General features: G+C 68.7%; 19 protein-coding genes. 3 read left to right on the forward strand and 16 right to left on the reverse strand.

Translation table 11 applies throughout. The features are described 5' to 3' along the window. Positions 1 to 24: 24 nt before the first annotated feature. The 10 genes from ACZYZ9_RS00860 to pncA form a co-directional block, all read right to left on the reverse strand. Complete coding sequence (locus tag ACZYZ9_RS00860) at positions 25 to 912, reverse strand: universal stress protein (protein WP_463824354.1); 888 nt, start codon at positions 910 to 912, stop codon at positions 25 to 27. Positions 913 to 927: 15 nt separating this feature from the next. Further along, entirely contained in the window at positions 928 to 1272 is a 345-nt protein-coding gene (gene fdxA, locus ACZYZ9_RS00865; protein ID WP_463824355.1) for a ferredoxin, read from the reverse strand. 76 nt (positions 1273 to 1348) lie between these two features. Then, positions 1349 to 2215 carry a universal stress protein gene (locus ACZYZ9_RS00870; RefSeq protein WP_463824356.1) on the reverse strand — a complete coding sequence of 289 codons (867 nt, stop codon included), beginning with the start codon at positions 2213 to 2215 and terminating at the stop codon, positions 1349 to 1351. 66 nt (positions 2216 to 2281) lie between these two features. Further along, complete coding sequence (locus ACZYZ9_RS00875; RefSeq protein ID WP_463824357.1) at positions 2282 to 2539, reverse strand: hypothetical protein; 258 nt, start codon at positions 2537 to 2539, stop codon at positions 2282 to 2284. Continuing rightward, positions 2536 to 3123, reverse strand: a complete 588-nt coding sequence (locus ACZYZ9_RS00880; RefSeq protein ID WP_463824358.1) for an RNA polymerase sigma factor — start codon at positions 3121 to 3123, stop codon at positions 2536 to 2538. Before ACZYZ9_RS00880 ends, ACZYZ9_RS00875 begins: the two co-directional genes overlap by 4 nt. A gap of 1 nt (position 3124) precedes the next feature. Beyond that, on the reverse strand, positions 3125 to 4192 hold the full coding sequence (locus ACZYZ9_RS00885) for an acyl-CoA dehydrogenase family protein (RefSeq protein ID WP_463824359.1): 1068 nt from the start codon (positions 4190 to 4192) through the stop codon (positions 3125 to 3127). 9 nt (positions 4193 to 4201) lie between these two features. Further along, a complete protein-coding gene (locus ACZYZ9_RS00890; RefSeq protein WP_463824360.1) occupies positions 4202 to 4726 on the reverse strand; it encodes an OsmC family protein in 525 nt (174 codons plus the stop codon). Between the two features lie 75 nt (positions 4727 to 4801). Continuing rightward, positions 4802 to 5626 (reverse strand): DUF3097 domain-containing protein, encoded by an 825-nt coding sequence (locus ACZYZ9_RS00895; protein WP_463824906.1) that lies wholly within the window; start codon positions 5624 to 5626, stop codon positions 4802 to 4804. 127 nt (positions 5627 to 5753) lie between these two features. Continuing rightward, positions 5754 to 6551: a nuclear transport factor 2 family protein gene (locus ACZYZ9_RS00900; protein ID WP_463824361.1), complete on the reverse strand. Its 798-nt coding sequence runs from the start codon at positions 6549 to 6551 to the stop codon at positions 5754 to 5756. After that, on the reverse strand, positions 6551 to 7111 hold the full coding sequence (gene pncA, locus ACZYZ9_RS00905) for a pyrazinamidase PncA (RefSeq protein ID WP_463824362.1): 561 nt from the start codon (positions 7109 to 7111) through the stop codon (positions 6551 to 6553). Before pncA ends, ACZYZ9_RS00900 begins: the two co-directional genes overlap by 1 nt. Positions 7112 to 7220: 109 nt before the next feature. Between pncA and ACZYZ9_RS00910 the strand changes: the two genes are divergently transcribed. Further along, complete coding sequence (locus ACZYZ9_RS00910; protein WP_463824363.1) at positions 7221 to 8300, forward strand: DoxX family protein; 1080 nt, start codon at positions 7221 to 7223, stop codon at positions 8298 to 8300. On the opposite strand, the gene ACZYZ9_RS00915 is transcribed toward ACZYZ9_RS00910, so the two are convergent. From ACZYZ9_RS00915 to ACZYZ9_RS00925, 3 genes are read right to left on the reverse strand one after another with little or no spacing between them, the layout of a single operon-like run. Further along, positions 8269 to 8757, reverse strand: a complete 489-nt coding sequence (locus tag ACZYZ9_RS00915) for a gluconokinase (protein ID WP_463824364.1) — start codon at positions 8755 to 8757, stop codon at positions 8269 to 8271. The genes ACZYZ9_RS00910 and ACZYZ9_RS00915 overlap by 32 nt on opposite strands. A gap of 26 nt (positions 8758 to 8783) precedes the next feature. After that, on the reverse strand, positions 8784 to 10802 hold the full coding sequence (locus tag ACZYZ9_RS00920) for a DUF7064 domain-containing protein (RefSeq protein ID WP_463824365.1): 2019 nt from the start codon (positions 10800 to 10802) through the stop codon (positions 8784 to 8786). Between the two features lie 5 nt (positions 10803 to 10807). Further along, positions 10808 to 12313 (reverse strand): carboxylesterase/lipase family protein, encoded by a 1506-nt coding sequence (locus tag ACZYZ9_RS00925; RefSeq protein ID WP_463824366.1) that lies wholly within the window; start codon positions 12311 to 12313, stop codon positions 10808 to 10810. A gap of 78 nt (positions 12314 to 12391) precedes the next feature. On the opposite strand from ACZYZ9_RS00925, the gene ACZYZ9_RS00930 reads away from it, so the two are divergent. Further along, the gene (locus ACZYZ9_RS00930; RefSeq protein ID WP_463824367.1) at positions 12392 to 13042 is read left to right on the forward strand and encodes a hypothetical protein; all 651 of its coding nucleotides are present in this window, start codon (positions 12392 to 12394) and stop codon (positions 13040 to 13042) included. A 3-nt stretch (positions 13043 to 13045) separates the two neighbouring features. Here ACZYZ9_RS00930 and ACZYZ9_RS00935 read toward each other — a convergent pair whose 3' ends face one another. Then, positions 13046 to 14257, reverse strand: coding sequence for a cytochrome P450 (locus ACZYZ9_RS00935; protein WP_463824368.1), 1212 nt, complete (start codon positions 14255 to 14257; stop codon positions 13046 to 13048). Between the two features lie 93 nt (positions 14258 to 14350). Between ACZYZ9_RS00935 and ACZYZ9_RS00940 the strand changes: the two genes are divergently transcribed. Continuing rightward, a complete protein-coding gene (locus tag ACZYZ9_RS00940; RefSeq protein ID WP_463824369.1) occupies positions 14351 to 14983 on the forward strand; it encodes a TetR/AcrR family transcriptional regulator in 633 nt (210 codons plus the stop codon). 4 nt (positions 14984 to 14987) lie between these two features. On the opposite strand, the gene ACZYZ9_RS00945 is transcribed toward ACZYZ9_RS00940, so the two are convergent. Both ACZYZ9_RS00945 and ACZYZ9_RS00950 read right to left on the reverse strand, forming a co-directional pair. Next, positions 14988 to 16562: a PE family protein gene (locus ACZYZ9_RS00945; RefSeq protein ID WP_463824370.1), complete on the reverse strand. Its 1575-nt coding sequence runs from the start codon at positions 16560 to 16562 to the stop codon at positions 14988 to 14990. Between the two features lie 49 nt (positions 16563 to 16611). Then, positions 16612 to 19155 carry a PEP-utilizing enzyme gene (locus ACZYZ9_RS00950; protein WP_463824371.1) on the reverse strand — a complete coding sequence of 848 codons (2544 nt, stop codon included), beginning with the start codon at positions 19153 to 19155 and terminating at the stop codon, positions 16612 to 16614. Positions 19156 to 19163: the final 8 nt, after the last annotated feature.

The raw sequence follows: 19163 nt of genomic DNA on the forward strand, positions 1-19163 counted from the left end.
GGGGCCGGGTTTCAACCCGGGTGATCACCGGGCGACGATCACCGGCATCCGCGCTGAGTGCACCACCGCGTTGCTCACCGAACCCAGCAACGCCCCGGCGATGGCACCTCGCCCGTGACTGCCCACGACGACGAGTTGAGCCGATTCCGATCGCGCGACGAGTTGGTGGGCCGGACGATCGGACACCACGACCGGGGAAACGGTGACGTCTGGATACCGCTCCCGCCAACCGGCCAGCCGTTCGGCCAGACTGAGCTCGGCTTCAACCTTGACCTGCGACCAGTCCAGTCCCGGCAGCTCGATCACTTCCCGGTCGCTCCAGGCGTGCAGCGCGATGAGTTCGACGCCCCGGCGCGAGGCCTGGTCGAAAGCCAGCGCGGTCGCCGCTTCCGATGCCGGCGACCCGTCGATACCCAGCAGCACCGGCGCACCGAGCGGATTGGGCATCAGCGGATCTTCGTCGTGGATGACAGCGACCGGGCACTTGGCGTGCCGCACCACGCTGGAACTGACCGAACCGAGCAACAACCGGGCCACGGCTCCCCGACCAGACGATCCCACCACCAAAAGATTTGCGTGTGTTGAGATTTCGATCATCGTGGCCACCGGGGTGGCAAAGATCAGTTCGCTGTTGACGGTCAGCTTGCGGTCCGGTGGGACGGATTTCTCGGCGAGCTGGACCGCCTCGGCGACGATCTTGCGTCCGCCGTCTTCCTGCCAGACCGTCCAGGTATCCGGGTAGGGCATCGGCGGCCAGGTCGACACGTCGGTGTTGACCACGTGCACGACGGTCAACGGGATGTTCTTGAGGGCCGCATCGCGGGCCGCCCATACGACAGCCGCGTTCGATGCAGGCGAACCGTCGGCGCCGACCACGACCCCGTCGGCCTTGATGTTCCCGGCTGCCGTCATCTCGCGGCCCTCCGATCAGGTGTTGTTGGCCGGCATGGCTGCGATCAGTGGCGTGTCGACACCCACCCGACCCACCACCGCGCTACCGCCTGGTGATCCGAGCGCGGCGCTGCGACCGGGCAGGATCTGGCGGAAGAACGCCGCGTTGTCGTCGAGGTGGATCAACTCGTCCTCCGGAAGATCGCCTTCCCAATAGATGGCATCCACCCGGCAGGCCGGCTTACAGGCTCCGCAGTCGACACACTCGTCGGGATTGATGTACATCGTTCGGGCGCCTTCATAGATGCAGTCAACGGGGCATTCCTGCACGCAGGACTTCTCGGCCACGTCCAGGCATTCCTTGCCGATTACATAGGTCATGGTGTCACGGTATGCGGCAACCGTCAGCCCCCGCGCCTATCCAAGGCCCTCAACGAGAAGGACCAAAGACCCCTTTTCAGGAGGGGACCACAACCACTGGCACCCGCGCGGCGTGCGCGACCCTCGAACTGACCGAGCCCAGCAGCATCCCGGTGAATCCGCCGCGGCCGCGGCTTCCGACGACGACCAACTGGGCCCGCTCGGCCGCATCCAGCAGCCACTTCGCGGGCGTGTCGCAGACCAGCGATCGCTGCACGTGGACGTCGGGATACCGCTCCTGCCAGCCGGCCAATCGTTCGGCGAGCACCTGTTGTCCCTCGCCCTCGCGCTCGTGCCAATCCATGCCCAGCGCCGGGAAGACCCCGACATCGCTCCACGCGTGCAGCGCGACCAGGTCGACGCCGCGGCGGGAGGCTTCGTCGAACGCGAACGCCGTCGCGGCCTCCGACGCCGGCGAACCGTCGATACCCACCAGCACGGGTGCGTGCGGGTCCGGGGCAACGATGCCGTCGCCGCACCGAATGACCGCGACCGGGCAATGCGCGTGCTGGAGCAGCGCCGCCGTGACCGAACCCAGCAGCATCCGGCCCAACGCACCCATCCCCTGGCTGCCCACCACCACCAGCTGGGCCTGTTCGGATGCTTCGATCAGCGACGGAACCGCGTTGGCGTAGACCACCTCCACGTGGACTTCGGGCGGTTCGGTCCCGGTTTCGGACACTGTCTTGCGAGCGTGCGCGACGACCTCGTCGGCGTTGTCCTTCTGCCACGCCGGCATCTCGGTATAGAGCTGACCCACCGGCCAGCCGACGACGACGGGTGCGACCGCGTGCAGCAGGGTGAGCTGCACATCGCGCAGGGCGGCTTCGCGGGTCGCCCATGCCAGGGCCGCGTCGGACTCGGCCGAACCGTCGACCGCGACCAGGATCCCGTATTTCGCCACAAGGCCCGATACTACGAGACCCCTGCCGCCGGGCGTTGGGCCTGGGCTGACGTTGAGACTCGGGTTCTAGCGGCCGTCGCGAAGCAGTGTGTCGATGATGCCCAGCACGTCGGTGTCGCTCAGGTGCTGACCGTCCGAGACGATTCTGAGCAGCGCCTTGAGGTCCAGCATCTGCTGCAGATAGACCAGGCACGGTGGGCAGTCGGCCAGATGCCTGGCCACGATCGCGTCCCACTGGCGCGGGTCGGAGTCGACCAGGTCGTCGACGAGCCGGACGAGTTCGACGCAGTCGATGGCGGGCACGGAGTCGTCGTAGACGGTCATCGTTGATACCGCCTTTCCAGTTCGTTGCGAAGGTTCCCTCGGGCGCGATACAGCAGCGCGCGCTGCGCGTCGGCCGACAGTTCCAGGATCTCGGCGGCTTCCTCCGACGACGTGCCGACCAGGTCGCGCAGGATGATCAGCTGGCGCTGCCGCACCGGCAGCGTGTCCAGTGCCGCCCGCACGAATCCGACGAGTTCGCGTTGCACGGTCCGGTCTTCCGGCAGGAACCGTCTCGACGGCGGCAGGCTCCAGTGCCCGGCGTCGGGGTGACCCGCCGGGTGCATCCGGCCCGACAGCGGATCGTCGTCCTCGGAGAGCACCTCGTGTTCGCGGATCCGGGTTTCCCGACGACGGTGCCGCAACGCGGTGTGCTTGACGATTCCGAACAACCAGGTGGCGATCGAGGAGCGGCCCTCGAACGACTCCGCTGACCTGAGCACCTGGATCCAGGCCTCCTGCACCACCTCTTCGGCCATCGCGGGTGAACTGACCATCGTGCAGGCGAACTTCACCATCGGCCGGTGATAGTCGCGTACCAGGCCGGCCAGCGAGAATCCGCCGACCGAGTGCTCGCTCAGCGCCATCTCAAGGGCAGCGGCCCAGTTCCCAGCGCAACTGAGCCTCCGACGGCGACTGCACCGGGATGAACGCGGCCTCCCGGTAGCGGCGGCTGGCGGGCGTCCTGCTCGCGTAGCCTTTGCCGCCGGCAGTGCGGACCTCCAAAGCTGCTCCGGCACTGGCCATTTGGGCAGAATCGAGGCGCAATTTCAGCAGTTCCCTCTTGCCGGGCGCCCGTTCTCCCCCGACCGCATCGGCCATTTCGGTCAGCCGCGTCTCTGCTGCAACGAGCTGGTGACCCAGCGTGTCGACCTCGTCGGTGTATACCGCATTCACCCCGGACAACCCCGACCTGGCTTGGGCCACAGCGGTTTTCGCCAAACCGATGCACATGGCGGACTGCAGCACCAGGAAGGTCGGCCGCACCGCGGCAAGGAACTCCTCGAAATCGGTGGACAACACCTGTTCGGCGGGGACGTGCACGTCGGACAAGTTGAGATACGACGACGCCGTGCTGTCCATCGCCAGCAACGTGAACCGGTCTCCTACCGTGACACCTGCGGTCCGCAGCGGCAGCGCAACGATCAGTTGCTCGCCTCGGTCGGTACGTGCCGCGGTCACCAGCAGCGAGTCCTCGTACAAGTTCGACGCCCACCGGATCGGACCGCTCACCCGGTAGCCGCCGTCGACCGCTGTGGCGGTGAGTTCGAGGTTGCCGCACCCGGCCGACTCCTTGAAGGCGGCGGCCATGCCGGTCACCCCCAGTGCGGTGCCGGCCAGCAGCGGCTGCACCGCTGCGAGGCTGAATGGCGTTGCCGCCGTAAGCAGGTACTCCACCGTCATGCGGTTGGCCCACACCGAGAACCCGGTGCTCATGCACTCCCCGGAGATCGCCTTGATCACCTCGGCCATCCGGCCCAGCTTGCCGTCCGCATTGCCCGGTGCTCCCGCCCCGAGCAGACCCGCGGCACCCAGGCCGGCGAAGCTGCGGCGCGCAGTGTCCGCACCGCGGTCCAATGCGTCGGCCCGGGCACGGATGTCTGCCAACAGATCGGGGTCGAGCAGGCCGGTCGTGGCGTCGATCGTGGTTGTCACTCTGTCTGCCTAGCCGATCGAAAGTTCCGAGTCGACAGTTACGGGACGCCTGAATGTATTCACCACGGGCGACCAGGCGATGGCGTTGTCGTGGATCTCTTGCAGCGTTGCATCGTCGGCGTCGCCGGCCAATGTCACCGTGCAGCGCACGTCGGTGATGCCCAGCACTTTGCCGTCCGGAGTGTCACCGACGCCCCACACGGCGGAGATGTCGATGTCGCCCTCCATCTCGACCTCGATCTTGGTCAGGGTCACCCCGCGGTGGGTGGCATTGGCCAGCAATCCGACCGAGATGCACGAGCCGAGCGCCGCCAGGCAGGCCTCGGACGGGTTGGGCGCCGAATCGTCGCCCAGCAGCGCCGGCGGTTCGCCGACCAGCATCGGCGCCAGATCGCGCACGTAGGTCATGTTGCGGAACCCGGACTCGCAGACCGTCTTGGCTTTCAGGGTCTTTCGGCCCGTGCTGGGGTCGGCCTTGGCGTTGCACGACAGGCGGTCCAGACCTTGAGCATCGATGACGAGCGCGTTGGTCATGACGTCCTCCACTTCTGCAGGCGATGTGCTGTTCGAAGCGTTAGTGCCGGCCCGACCGGAGAACGTGACGGTGAGCTACGTCACAAAGTCGATGAGCTCTTCGACGCGGCCGATCAGCGCCGGCTCCAAGTCGTTCCAGTCGCGCACCCTGGACCTGATCCGCTGCCAGGCCCGGGCAATGTCGGCCTGGTTGGCGTGCGGCCAGCCGAGCGCCTGACAGACCCCGCACTTCCACTCGATGGTCCGCGGCACCGTCGGCCAGGACTCCAGGCCCAGCCGCTGCGGTTTGACGGCCTGCCAGATGTCAACGAAGGGATGCCCGACCACCAGGGTGTCGGCGCCGCCGGGGCCTTGTCGCACAGCCTCGGCGATGCGCGACTCTTTCGACCCGGCGACCAGGTGATCGACCAGCACCCCCAACCGGCGCCCGGGACCTGGCCGGAACTTGGCTACGACCCCTACCAAATCGTCGACCCCGCCCAGATATTCGACGACCACACCTTCGAGTTTCAGGTCCGCACCCCACACCTGGGCGACCAGCTCCGCGTCGTGGCGGCCTTCCACGTAGATGCGGCTGGCACGCGCCACCCGGGCCCGCGCGCCCGGCACGGCGACCGACCCGGACGCCGTCCGCGCAGGCGGGGCCGGTGCTGCCCGGCGCGGTGCGGTGAGGATCACCGGTTGGCCGTCCAGCAGGAAACCCGGACCCAGTGGGAAACCGCGGGTCTTGCCGTGCCGGTCCTCGAGGTCGACGCGGCCGTACTCGACGCGGACCACCGCGCCGACGTAGCCGGTCTGGGCGTCCTCGACGACCATGCCCGTCTCGACGGGGTGTTCTACAGAGCGGGGTTTGCGCCGCGCACCTCCGGCCAGGACATCGGTTCCATAGCGATCCATCACCCGGCAATAGTTCTTGCCGATCGTGAATTTCACGACGGGACACGCCGTGGGCGCGTCGCCGCTTTCACCCTCGCGGCAGAGGTGTCGACAGTCGGCGCCGCGCGAATGAGTGGCCGGACACGGTGAATCAAGCTGCAAAGTAACGGATCTGATTGATCCGGTCGCCGCGCCATGCCACGTCGGCGAACAAGATGCCGCGTCCGCGGCGGGTGTCGATCGACACCGCCACGGTTGGCCCGGCCCCGATCACCTTGGTCCACTTGGCATCCCGCAGTTGGTCGACGAGTTGGGCGAGGTCGATGCCCTCCTCGTCACCCAGCGTGATGGTGGCCGTGGCCGCCAACGCCCGGGACGCGACGCCCTGCTCACCCCGTGCCAGCGCACCGAGGAAGTTCTCCAGCAACTTCTTGTGCCGCGCGCCGACCCGACGGAAACCCGCCATGAAGCCGACGGTGCCGAGCGGACCCTGATTGCCGAGCAATCCCCGGGCCAGGTTCACACCCGGTGGCAGGGCGCGCGTCCCTGACTTGAGGAACTGCAGCATCATTGCCGGCAACTCCCAGTACGCCCGCAGCCGGGCCACCTGCCACTGATCGCCGACCTTGCGCAGGTCGTAACGCAGGAAGGCCGGAATGCGCATGGTGACCGCCGGTCCCATCCCGACTTCGAGTTCGAGATCGCGCAGAACGGTGTGGCCCACCACGATGTCCAGGTCGCGATGAAACGTGATGTCCCGCGGACCGATGAAGGTGTCGTAGAAACGATAGATCTGGTCGTGCCCGACGTGCGGAGTCGATCCCACCGGGTCCTCGATGCGACCGTCGGCGGCGAAAACCTGCACCCAGGAGGCGCGGTCGTGCGCAGCCACCGCCTGCGGCGACCGCTCGACAGTGGCCAGCAGTTCAGCTCGGTCCGGCGTGGCCATCAGCGGCTCCCGACCAACTCGATGCTGGCAGTGCGCATCTCGGCCAGCGCGCGGGCGGTGGCGTCCGCCGATACGCCGGCAGTCAGACCCAGCAGCACCGTGGTGGTCAAGCCGGACCTGGCCGCGTCGCAGGCGGTGTGCCGCACACAGTGATCGGTGGCGACACCGACCACGTCGACCGCGTCGACGTCGCGCAGGCGCAGCCAATCCAGCAGTGCGGTCCCGATTTCGTCGACGCCTTCGAATCCGCTGTACGCCGCCGCGTAGGCGCCTTTGCGGAAGACCGCCTCGATGGGGCCGGTGTCGAGGGCGGCGTCGAATTCCGCGCCCAGGCTGCCCGCGCGGCAGTGCGGCGGCCAGGACGAGGCGTAATCAGGATGGTCGGAGAAATGGTCGCCGGGGTCGATGTGAAAGTCCTTGGTGGCGACGACGTGGTCGTAATCGCAATGGGCGGTGAGGTACTCGTTGATCGCCAGGCTCAGCGCATGTGCACCGGTGACCGCAACAGCTCCGCCCTCGCAGAAATCGTTCTGCATGTCGACGATGATGAGCGCCCGCACGAGTAAACCTTAGCGTCGTCGGACTGGTGCTGGTAGGTGCTCGGGAGTCGGGGTGGATTGGCATGAATCCGGCGGTTTGTGGGCTGTCCGGCCGGGGAACACAGCGGCCATGTTGATCCGACGAATCGCGCGACCCATGTTGTCAGCTGTCTTCATCGGCCAAGGGGTGGAGGCGTTGCTTAACCCGAAACCCGCAGCTCAAGCCGCACAACCGACCGTCGACGGTTTGCAGGCGCTGCCCGAGTCAGTGAGTGCCAACATCCCGTCTGACCCCGAGACGTTCGCTCAGATCAACGCGGCGGTACAGATCGGCGGCGGGGTGCTGCTCGCCGCAGGTCGGCTGCCGCGGTTGGCGTCGGCGGCGCTGGCTCTGACAGTCATTCCGGGCAACCTTGGGACACACCAGTTCTGGACCGAAACCGACCCCGAGCGCAAGGCCGAGAAGCGGCGTGCCTTCCTGGGCGACGTGAGCCTGCTGGGCGGGCTGATCATCGCCTCCGCCGACACCGCGGGTAAGCCGTCGTTGGGTTGGCGGGGCCGACGGGCGGCCGAGCGACTCTCCGAGCGGGTGTCCGGGTCGAGTGACTCGCTGCTCGACTCCGACGTGGCCGAGCGCATCGTGCACGGCCTGCAGGTCGGGGCGGAGCGCAGCCGCGAACTGGCCAGCACCGCCGCCGAGAAGAGCGCACCGTACGCCGAAGCCGCATTGGAGCGGGGCCGCGAACTGGCCAGCACCGCCGCGGAGAAGAGCGCACCGCTCGCCGAAGCCGCGCTGGAGCGCAGCCGCGAACTGGCCAGCACCGCCGCCGAGAAGAGCGCACCGTATGCGAAGAAAGCGCGCAAACGAAGTGAAGAGCTGGCCAGCACTGCGGTCGAGAAGAGCGCGCCGTATGCCAAGAAGGCCCGCAAGCGCAGCAAGAAACTGGCCGACACCGCGCAGGCGCGCAGTCTCGAGCTCGCCGAGACCGCCCGGCACCGCGGTGCCGAGATCGCCGACCGGGCGGCGGCACGCAGCAGCGAACTCGCCGACCGCGCCGCGCACCGGGGCAGCGAACTCGCCGACCGTGCCGCGCACCGGGGCAGCGAACTCGCCGATCGGGCGGTCGCGCGCGGCAACGAACTCGCAGAGACGGCGCGGGACCGGATCGACGACGAGCTCAGCAGTCGTCGCAAGCGCTGGCGTCGTTAGCAAGGAACGCAGTCACGATCGTCTCGACGTCCTGGTGCTCGCTGAGTTCCACCACGACACCGCTTTCGTCCGGGGCCAGCGGCTCCAGGGCGTCGAATTGCGACTGCAGTAATGCGGCCGGCATGAAGTGGGCGGACCGGGCCTGCAGGCGTGCGGCGATCAGCTCGGGTGTGCCGTGCAGGTGCAGAAACCGTGCCGTGTCGTTGTGTTTGCGTAGTTGGTCGCGGTAGCTGCGTTTGAGCGACGAGCAGCCGGCCACGCCGTCGCCGTGTTCGGCGAGCCAGGCGCCGACGCGTTCCAGCCAGGGGTGCCGGTCGGCGTCGGTCAGCGGTTCACCCGCACGCATCTTCGCGATGTTGGCCGGCGGGTGCAGGGTGTCGGCGTCCAGGAACGGCACCGCCATTCGCTGCGCCAGCGCGGCGCCCACGGTCGTCTTGCCCGATCCGGATACGCCCATCACGACTATCGGACCGCGTACGCGGCTCACGGAGCCGGTTCGACGCGGCTGCGGTTCCATTCCATCCAGCCGACGCCGCTGCGGCCGTCGGCGGTGGTGACCTCGACCCAGGCCCGCGGGAACTGGCTCACTCGTCCGTTGACGGCGGTCAGCCGTACCGGTGCGTGCGCGCGCACCGAAACGGCCGCGGTGATCCCAACCGGTTCCAGCGTCAACGTGGTGTCCTCCGGTAAACCGTTGACGCCGAACGCTTCTCGAATTGTCACGGTGCTCAGCTCGACAATGCCGCCCGCTGCGTCCTGGGCGTAGCCGATACTGATGTGCGGCGTGTTCGGTATCTGCAGACTCAAGCCGTGCAGGTGGGTGCCGTCCTGCAGGTGTATCGCGCTCCACATCCAGTCCATGCTCCACCAATCGCGCACCCCCCAGGAGTGGTCGCGTTGTCCTGGCACCGAATCCAGCTGGTAGCGAGCATGTTTGACGGTGACGGCACCTGTGACGGTGCACGGGATCTCATATCGGGCGGTCAGCCGGTATTGGTAGGGGATTCCGACGGTCGTCCAGACCAGGTCCATCGCGACCTCGACCGGCTCGCCCGGCTCGCCGCGCAGCAACGCCGACGGGTCGGCATAGGACTGCCCTTGTGCACGCAGGTCGACCCGGTAGGTCTGCAGGTGCTCGTCGGCTGCGTGGGTGAGTTCGAGGGTCTCGGTTCGCGCCCGCCACGGGTCTTGCGGTAGCGGTACTGTGCAGTCGACGGCGACGGTAGGCAGCTCAGGCCCACACAGCAGTGCCTGTATCCAGGCCTGCTGTTCGTTGGCTATCCGGCCGAGACGAAACCAGCCCCCCAATCCTTCTGCCGCGCAGACGAAATCGGCGTACCAGCTCTCGCTCCACAACGGTTCGTCGGTGGGGGCGTGGGCGAGTTCGTCCTGCGGCGAAGGTCGTAGCGGTTCCGGCACCGCCGCGGCGGGCAGGGTGGCCAGCGCGTCGGTATCCAACACGTGCTGGCAGTGCCGCTGCAGCAGCGTCATGAACATGCGGTCGCCGCGTTCGGTCTGCACGACCAGCATGGACGAGACGATCGCCATCATCACGCCGAAGAAACTCTGCCGGCGCACACCTTCCCGGACTTCTGCCAAGGTGATGGGTGACTGCGGCCCCAGCGCCTGATGGTAGGCCTGCAGCAGGTCCTCATACTGGGCGCGACGGTCCGCCACCGGCAGGGCGCAGCCCAGGAAGTAGGCCAGATCGGTCTGCGCCGGACCCCAGGAGACGGTCTGCCAGTCGACGACAGTGAGCGCCCGGTTGGCGCCCGGGGCGCCGAACAGCATGTTGTCCAGCCGGTAGTCACCGTGCACCAGGCCCTGAATTCCGCCGCGGGCGGCTTCTTCGGCCACATATCCGTCGAACGATCCCACCAGGCGCTCGCAGACCTCACGATGTTCCGGTGCGATCTGGTCGCCGTACCGGGTGACGAAGTCGGCGTACAACGCGCTGACCATGGCCTGGTTGAGCGGCGAATCCCGGTCGAGCCACTGCGCGTCAGCCAGGGTCGCATCCCCCAGCAGGGGGCCCTGCAACCGGCCCAGCTCAGTGACCCCCAGCAACGCCTGATCGGTTGTGGCACCGGCGGTTTCATCACCCGCAGTGGCGGGACCAGCATCGTCGAGCAACAGATCGAAGATCCCGGTCGAGACGTCGACAGCGGCGTGGTAGCACGGCGCGATCGCCCCACCCAGGCGCGGTGCGATGCTGCGATAGAACCGGACTTCGCGCTCGTAGAGTCCCATCGCCAGGCCGGTCTGCCGGCTCACCGGGTCGGTGGCGGCGACTTTGAGCACCACCGATTGCGGGCGGTCGACATCGGGGGTGGCGTCGGTGGCGTACGTCAGCGCGATGCGGTAGCACTCGCTCATCTGGCCGGTGCCGATGCGTTCGACGGTGAAGTCGGTGACGGTACCGGCGCGCAGCGTCGCGGTCAGCCACTCGGCAGTGAGGTCGCCGGGTCGCTCGAGAGCCTGGTCTGTGTAGGGAGACGCCATACCGGTCAGCGTGCCAGGGAGAAGCCGTCCCAGGCCAGTCTGCGGTGCTGATGCGGATCGAACTCGACGCGGGTTTTCCGGTCGATCACCAGCACGGCACGGTCGGCGTGGGTGTAGACCGGCCAGTCGTCCCCCGGTACCCCGGTACGGCTGAACGCCCGCCAGCGCCGTTGTACCTGGTTGCTGACTTTGAGTGCGGGACGCCGATCGCCGGTGGCGGTCAGCAGCGCGCCGAACCGGGTCCGGTAGATGTCGAAGACGGCGAACAGTTCGGTGGCGTGCGTGGCGCCGAACCCCGACCACTGCAGCGTCCGGGGCGCGTAGTCGTACCGGTACAGATACGTGGGCGCGTGCGCGCCGTGCGCCTCGGCGATCTGCCAGGCCGCGGAACTGAACGCGAAATCACCACCCAGCTGGATGCAGGCCGAGGAATGTGGATACCTGGGGTAGGCGGCGGTAATGCGTTCGCGCGCAGCGGGTTCCAAGTCGGCGAGCAGCGCTTCGACCATCGCCTTATTGGTCGGCAACATGCCGAGGAAGCGGGTGAACAGGCGTCCCTCGTCGGCGTTGGTGCCCACGATCAGCGGGACCTGGTGCGCCTGGCCGGACCGCATCGCCTCGATCGGATCGACCGGCACAACGTCGTCGCCGAAGACCGGACCGATCGGGAAGGCACCCAGCCGCTGTTGCATGCCCTGATCGATGAGCCGGTGCTGCGTGTCGATCAACTCGGCTGCCGACGCCCGCATCACCGCCTCGGCCGCATTCTGGCGGTTCGCGCCGAGCAGCTGGGCGAAACGGTCGGCGAACTCGGCGGCGACCTCCTGCGAACGCGTCATACCGGCTGCCGGGCTCTCCGAGATCGCCCGCTGGAACAGTCCCGCGGCGGCGGGAACGGCTAGCAGTGTCGCAGTGATGTGCGCGCCGGCGCTCTCCCCGAAGATCGTCACGTTGTCCGGGTCACCCCCGAACCCGGCGATGTTGTCCTTGACCCAGCGCAACGCCAGCACCAGGTCGCGCAGGTAGAGGTTGCTGTCGATGGTGACATCCGCGGTGGACAACGCCGACAGGTCCAGACAACCGAGGGCGCCCAACCGGTAGTTGACCGACACGTAGACGCAGCCGCGCCGGGCCAGCGCGGCCCCGTCGTAGATCGGGGTAGCCGAACTGCCCAGGATGTAGCCGCCGCCGTGCACGAAGACCATGACCGGCAACGGTTCGTCGTGCCCCTGTTCGGGAGTGACGACATTGAGGGTGAGGCAGTCTTCGCTCATCGGCTGGTACCTGCCGACACCAAGCAGGGTATAGCGACGCTGCTGCGGTGCGCAGTTGGTGAACCCGTGACAGTGCCGGACCCCGGACCAGGGCTGCGCGGGCTGGGGCGCGCGGTAGCGCAGCGGGCCTACCGGTGGCCGGGCGTAGGGAATGGATCGCCACCGGTTGACGCCGTTGCGGGTGAAGCCTTCGACGGTGCCGGCGGTGGTGCGGGCGCGGACAGTGCGCTCATGCATAGACCGACGGTATCCGACACTACGTACATAGTGCGCACCGAAGCCCGAATCTCTGGGCGCGGCGGATAACCTGTCGGAATGCGCAACGCCGTGCTGGTGGCAGTGACACTGCTGGTTGCCGGCTGCTCGCAGACCGGTGGGGACCATGCCGGTCCTTCGCAGACCAGCAGCGCGGCCAGTTCGACCGTGACCAAGATTCCGTCACAAGCCAACCCGCCGTCGGCGGCGGTACCTGCTGCCGGCGCTCCGGTCGCTGCCGTGATCGCCTGGATCGAAGCTGGTCGCCCCGCCGAAGCCACGGGCTACAAGATCGGTGCGGACACCGCGTTCAGTGCCTCGGGGGGCAAAGCGAAATGCACGACCGACGCCAAGCACACCGCCGGTCTGCTGTCCTGTCTGGTCGAGCTCACCAACCCCCCGCCCCGACCCGAGACCGCCTACGGTGAGTGGAAAGGCGGCTGGGTCGATTTCGACGGCAGCCACCTGCAGGTCGGCTCCGCCCGCGCCGATCCGGGACCTTTCCTCAACGGTACCGGAGCCGAACTGGCCAACGGAGCCTCGGTGGCGTTTGACGACTTTCGTTGCCGCGCAGACCAAGTCGGCTTGTTCTGCGTGAACTACGCCCATCAGTCCGCGGCTCGGTTCAGCGCCGCGGGGATCGAACCGTTCGGGTGCCTGAGTTCGGTGCCGGCGCCCGAGGGTGTCGGGGTTGCCTTCAACTGCCCCTGACCGTCACCAGCTGACCGGTAGCTCTTTCATGCCGTAGATGTCGGATTCCTTGAACCGCAGTTCTGCTGCCGGCACCGCAAGTTTCAGGTCGGGCAGTCGGCGCGCCAACGTCGCGAACGCGACCTGCATCTCGACCCGGGCCAGGTTCGCTCCGATGCACTGGTGCGCACCGTAACCAAAGCCCAAGTGGCCGCGGGTATTTCGATCGACATCGAGATCGTCTGGATGGTCGACGAACGTCTCGTCCCAGTTCCCGGCGGGCAGGTTCATCAGCAACGCATCTCCGGCGCGGATCAGCTGACCACCGAGCTCGAAGTCTTCGGTCGCGATCCGATCCACCTGGCTGTGCACGATGGACAGGTAGCGCATGAGTTCCTCGACGATGTTGGCGATCACCGCCTTATCGTCGGTCTCCCCCAGGCGACGATAGACATCGGGATGCTCGAGTAGCGCAACCGTTCCCAGCGAAATCATGTTGGCCGTGGTTTCGTGACCGGCCTGCATCATGATGACGCTGCTCATCCCCGCCGTCTCGCGGGTGAGCTGTCCGGTCATGACGTAGTCGGTGACCAGGCGGCTGATCAGGTCGTCACCGGGTTCGTGTTCCTTGCGGTCCACGAGTTCCTGAATGTAGGCGTACATGGCCATGAAGGCCTGTGCCTTTTCCTCGTCGGAGGACTTGACGTCCAGGCCGACCGTGGTGTGGTGATGGAACAGTTCGAGGTCTTCCGGCGGCACGCCGAGCAGCAGCGCGATCACCAGCGAGGGGACCGGCAGCCCGAAGTCGCGGACCAGGTCCGCCGGGGGTCCGTTGCTGATCATCCGGTCGAGGTAATGGTCCACCAGTTGCTGAATCTGTGACCGCATCGCCTCGGTGCGCCGGAAGGTGAAATTGCTGGTCAGCATCCGGCGCAGCCGATGGTGCTCGGGATCATCGATCCGGGCGAACATGATCGGCGCGTTCTCGGTGTGCTGCGGTTTGAGGAAATCGGGGATGGTGTCGGCTGACAACCGCGGATCGACCAGCGCCGCCCGGATGTCCTGGTACCGGTTGACCATCCAGGCCTCTTGACCGTGCCACATGACTTTGCGTAGCCCGGCCTCGTCTCGCCAGGTGCCGAATTCGGCGGGCGGCGTGAGCGGGCACTGCGGCGAGCGCGGGACCGGGATGACCGGAAGGTCCGGTTCGGATCGGACATCGGAAGTTGTTGCCATGAACGATGATTCCCAACAAGTGTCAGTTGACTGTCAGTTATCCGAGCGTAGAGCTGCCCGCACCGGCAGTCAACAGCCCGTTACCCTGTAGCGGTGACAGCCGTTCAGGACCGGCCGACGCTGCGGGCCGATGCCGCGCGCAACGTCGAGCGGATCCTGCGCGCCGCGCGGGAGGTCTACGGCGAGATCGGGCCGGACGCGCCGGTGGAGGCGGTCGCGCGTCGAGCTGGCGTCGGCGAGCGCACCCTGTACCGCCGATTTCCCACCAAGGGCGAATTGGTCCGGGCCGCCCTGGACCACAGCATCGTCGAGAACCTGGGCCCGGCCATCGAGGCCGCCGTTCGCAGTGCCGATCCAGTGCGCGGTCTGACACAGCTGATCGAGGCGGCGGTCACCCTCGGCGCCCGCGAACAATCTCTGTTGATCGCAGCGCGGCGGGCCGGCTCACTGACACCGGACGTCTCTGACACCCTGAACGAGGCACTCGGCGAGCTGGTCCGGCGCGGCCAACGAGTCGGCCGCATCCGGTCCGACGTCGTCGCCGACGATTTGCCGCGGTTGATCGCGATGCTCTACGGCGTGCTGTCGACGATGGAACCAGCCAGCGACGGGTGGCGACGCTATCTCGCGCTCGTCATCGACGCGATCTCCAATGACCCGAGGCGACCGTTGCCGCCTGCCCCCGCCTTCTGTTTTGCGCCCGACCCGAACACCTGGTCGATCTAACCCGTCACCCGGATGCGCCGGGGGTTCCGTCGCTGCCGAACAGCAACCCGCCCACGCCACCGTTCCCGCCGGTCCCGTTGGCGCCGACGGTCGTACCCGGGCCGCCGCCGGCACCGGCTCCCCCGTCGCCACCGTCACCGATCAACGTGGTGGATCCGCCGTCGCCGCCGCTGCCGCCCGGCCCACCGGTACCGGCACCGGCCGACCCCCCGGCACCGCCGCGGCCACCGCCCCCACCATTGCCGAACAACCAGCCGCCGGAACCACCGCGACCACCGCGCGCACCGGCACCGCCCGTGCTGTCAGCGGGCGCGCCGGCACCGCCCACCCCGCCGATCCCGCCCTCGCCGAGCAGCCTGGCGGCACCACCCGCACCGCCGGCACCGCCGTTGCCGCCGACCCCGATCGCCTGGGTCAACGCGTCGCCACCGGACCCCCCGGCACCACCGTTGCCGAACAACCAGCCACCGGCACCGCCGCTGCCCCCGATGCCGCCGTTTTCGCTGAAGTGCCCGCCGCCCAGTCCGCCGCCGCCACCGGCACCACCCGCGCCGATCAACCCGGCACTGCCACCCAGCCCGCCGGCGCCGCCGACGCCGCCCGCTGCACTGGTCCCGCCGCCGCCTCCACTGCCGCCGTTGCCCAGCAACAATCCGCCGTTACCGCCGGCGCCGCCGAAACCACCGAGCCCGCCGGTGTCCGCGGCTGCCGTGACCGCGGCGCCGTGCCCACCGGCGCCGCCGTCACCGATCAACCAGGCGCTGCCGCCGGCGCCGCCCACCCCGCCGTTACCTGCCGCCGTCGCCAGTCCGCCCGGGCCGCCGGCGCCTCCGTTGCCGACGAGCAGACCACCCCAACCGCCGGCTCCACCGTTGCCGCCGCCGTTGGCACCCAAGCCGCCGGCACCGCCGGTGCCGCCCGCCCCGAACAGCATCGCCTGGCCGCCGGCGCCGCCGAGCCCACCGATCCCGGCGGGAGCGTCCCCGCCGGCGCCCCCGGTCGCGCCGTTACCGAACAACCAGCCACCGTTTCCGCCGGAACCACCGACAGCGCCGACCGCCCCCGCACCCCCGGTGCCGCCGTTGCCGAGCAAACCCGCCGCACCACCCCGGCCACCGGCGGGATGAACCCCGCCGCCCGACCCGCCGGCGCCGCCGTTGCCGAACAACAATCCGCCGGCCCCACCGTCGGCGCCGGTCCCGGCCGCGCCGTCGGCGCCGTTGCCGATCAACGGGCGGCCCAAAATCAACTGGAACGGCGCGTTGATCAGGTTCAGCAGGTCGGTCAGCGGCGCCGCGGCGGCCGCCTCGGCCCCCGCATACGCCGCGGCACCCCCGGCGAGCGCCGCCGCGAACTCGGTGTGGAAAGCTGCGGCCTGCGCACTCACCAACTGGTATCCCAGCGCGTGGCGGCCGAACACCGCCGCAATGGCGGCAGACACCTCATCGGCGCCCGCCGCGAGCACCTCCAGTGTCGGGGACGCGGCAATTGCGTTGGCCGCGTTGACCATTGACCCCAGCCGCGTCAACTGCGCCGCGGCGGCAGCCATCGTCTCAGGCATGGTAACCACGGACGACATCGGCGCACCTCCCCGGATCCCGGCGGACGTGCAGCACAGAGTAGCGCTATCAGAGTTCGAGCAGGTGGATTTCGCCCGTCGTGCCGTCGACCTCGACGAGCGCCCCGGCCGGCAACACCCGGGTGGCGTCCCGCACGTCGACCACACACGGGAACCCGAACTCGCGGGCCACGACGGCTGCGTGCGACATGGGGCCGCCGAGCTCGGTGACCACCGCGGCGGCGTAGCAGAACGCGGCGGTGTAACCGACGTCGGTGACCTCGGCGACCAGGATCTCACCCGGTTGCAGGTCGTCGATGGTCTCCGGACGGACGATGCGCACCCGGCCGCGCACCCGGCCACCACAGACGCCGACGCCGCGCAGCGTGTCCCCGCCGGCCAGCATCGCCGCCGACGAGGTGGTGGGCTGCCAGGTTCCGCTGAACACGGTCGGCGGGACGACGGCCACCAGCCGGCGTTGCTCGGCGCGGCGCCTGGCCACCAAATCACCCACATTCGCGGGCAACGCGTCGAGTTCGTCCACCAACAGGTAGAACACATCGTCCACGGATCCGAACACACCCTCCTCGACCATCCGGCGTCCGTACTCGCGCAGCAGCCCACGAAGGACCCAGATGGCGCGCACCATCCTGTCCCGCCGTACCTCGCGGTCACGCAGCTGGCGGGCTGCCAACACCGCAACGGGCTTGGCGTGCAACGGGATCGACGCATGCTCGGGCGTGGGAGCGGGCGGGGCGTCGAGGGCCTTGGTCACCATCCTGACCAGCAACTCGGGATCGTCGGCGTAGCTCGTGGAGAGCATCTCGACCTCGGCCGGGCCACGGTGGCCCATCAGTGCCAGCTCGGCGAACACCGCGGCATGAAACTCCGGCGCCTCGACGGCCAGCTTGCCCAGCCGCGCACCGGGTTCGGCGAGCACCCGAAGCACCGTCGGGTCACGCCGCGCGGCCGCCACCAGCCGCTGCACCGCTTCGACGGATCGGGCGCTGACCAGCTCCGGTCCGGCGGTCGGCGCGGCCTCCCGACCGCACAGCCCCCGCAACAGGACGTTGAACGCGGCGCACAGCATGAACGACCCGGAGGCCAGCAGCCAGCCGTGCACCACGTGGTCGCGGGCCAGCAGGATCAGGCTGCGCAGCCGGCGATCACCGAGCCGGGTCACGTCGTCGCCGACCAGTTGCTCCAGTCGCTGCACGTCGGCGAGGTAGTCATCGGTGTCCAGCTGCGAACCGGCGCTCAGTCCCACCAGGTTGACGCCGAACACGCCGATATTGCGCACGGTGCGCAGCTGCCGGCGCACCGGATTCGTCTCCGACGGCGGACGTTCGTCACCGAAGATCGGCAGCGACGCCATGCTGGGACCGAAGAATCCGCTGTTACTGACGATTGTGGCGGGCTTGGCGAACGGCACTGTTTCGGCCATGAAGTGCGCCGACGTGATGGCCCCGTACAGCCGGTGCGCGAACACCGCGACGGTGCGCATCGCGATTTCCTTCTGCACCACCCCACCGGGCCGCAGCCGTTCGGCGATGCCCACCCCGCCGGCACGCAATCCCCGCACCGTCACCGATGCCGACGACGGCGAGAACGGACCGGGTAGCGCCTCGGACAAATTGGTGGCCAGGAAGGTCGGGAACCGCGGGTCGATCGGGGTGTCGAATTCGCCGTTGTCACCGGCGGGGCCGGCCAGCCGGGGCACCACGCCGTCGTCGGCGGGGGTGTCGACGGCGGGCAGGTCCTGGACGGGGGCCAGCCGCCACGGTAGCGCGAACACCCGCCGGCCCACCGCGACTCGGCCTCGCACCGCCAGCGCGAAATCCTGCAGGCATTCTTCGGCGGTCCAAGCCGGGGTGAATCCCCAGGCGTCATGTAACCGCGAGGTGTCCAGCAGCGCCGCGTCCGGCAGCATGGCCCGACGCCCGAGGGCGGCGAGCCTGGCGCCGACGGGCAGGACCGGACGTCCCAGCGCCGCCGCGAACTGACGCCACGTCAGCGAACCGACTGCGGCCAGATGGATTGCGCCGGAGCACTTTTCGTCGCCCAGTACGGCGAGCGTCAGCAGCCGCAGCACATCATCGGTGTGCACCACCTGCACTCGCCGGTCGGTCGAGGCGACGGGCAGCACCGGGCGCGCGGCGAGCCGGCGCAGTTCATCGTCGACGCCGCGGCCCACCACCAGCGGCAGTCGGATCGCCACCCACGGCGTGCCGGACGCGGCAAGCACCGCCTCGGTCTGCGCCGATCGCCAACCGGCCAGAGTTACCGGATTGACCGCGGCGTCCTCGGTCACCGGTCCGGTCGCATCGCCGTAGACCTGCGCCGAGGAGACGAACACGATGCGCTGGGCTCCGGCCGCGACCACATCGACGATGCCTTCGGGCGCCAGCTCGAGCAGCACGACGACATCCGCTCCCGCGGCGGCACGCCGCAGCACCGTGGCGTCGCGGCTCTCAGCGGTAACGAATTCAGCTGCGGCGGGCCAGCTCTCGGGCCGCCGGCGGTCGATACCGATGACCTGGTGACCCTGGTTCAGCAACCCGGTCACCAGGCCGCGGCCCAGCACTCCGCCGGCCCCGGTGACGGCAATCCTCACTTAATCGC

This window comes from Mycobacterium sp. IDUB_28 (assembly GCF_055419285.1).

What these genes read in the sequence shown, in the direction of transcription:
- ACZYZ9_RS00860 (WP_463824354.1), bottom strand. Translation starts at nt 912, where the DNA reads ATGACGGCAGCCGGGAACATCAAGGCCGACGGGGTCGTGGTCGGCGCC.
- fdxA (WP_463824355.1), bottom strand. Translation starts at nt 1,272, where the DNA reads ATGACCTATGTAATCGGCAAGGAATGCCTGGACGTGGCCGAGAAGTCC.
- ACZYZ9_RS00875 (WP_463824357.1), bottom strand. Translation starts at nt 2,539, where the DNA reads ATGACCGTCTACGACGACTCCGTGCCCGCCATCGACTGCGTCGAACTC.
- ACZYZ9_RS00880 (WP_463824358.1), bottom strand. Translation starts at nt 3,123, where the DNA reads ATGGCGCTGAGCGAGCACTCGGTCGGCGGATTCTCGCTGGCCGGCCTG.
- ACZYZ9_RS00890 (WP_463824360.1), bottom strand. Translation starts at nt 4,726, where the DNA reads ATGACCAACGCGCTCGTCATCGATGCTCAAGGTCTGGACCGCCTGTCG.
- ACZYZ9_RS00900 (WP_463824361.1), bottom strand. Translation starts at nt 6,551, where the DNA reads ATGGCCACGCCGGACCGAGCTGAACTGCTGGCCACTGTCGAGCGGTCG.
- ACZYZ9_RS00910 (WP_463824363.1), top strand. Translation starts at nt 7,221, where the DNA reads ATGTTGATCCGACGAATCGCGCGACCCATGTTGTCAGCTGTCTTCATC.
- ACZYZ9_RS00915 (WP_463824364.1), bottom strand. Translation starts at nt 8,757, where the DNA reads ATGGGCGTATCCGGATCGGGCAAGACGACCGTGGGCGCCGCGCTGGCG.
- ACZYZ9_RS00920 (WP_463824365.1), bottom strand. Translation starts at nt 10,802, where the DNA reads ATGGCGTCTCCCTACACAGACCAGGCTCTCGAGCGACCCGGCGACCTC.
- ACZYZ9_RS00925 (WP_463824366.1), bottom strand. Translation starts at nt 12,313, where the DNA reads ATGCATGAGCGCACTGTCCGCGCCCGCACCACCGCCGGCACCGTCGAA.
- ACZYZ9_RS00930 (WP_463824367.1), top strand. Translation starts at nt 12,392, where the DNA reads ATGCGCAACGCCGTGCTGGTGGCAGTGACACTGCTGGTTGCCGGCTGC.
- ACZYZ9_RS00935 (WP_463824368.1), bottom strand. Translation starts at nt 14,257, where the DNA reads ATGGCAACAACTTCCGATGTCCGATCCGAACCGGACCTTCCGGTCATC.
- ACZYZ9_RS00945 (WP_463824370.1), bottom strand. Translation starts at nt 16,562, where the DNA reads ATGTCGTCCGTGGTTACCATGCCTGAGACGATGGCTGCCGCCGCGGCG.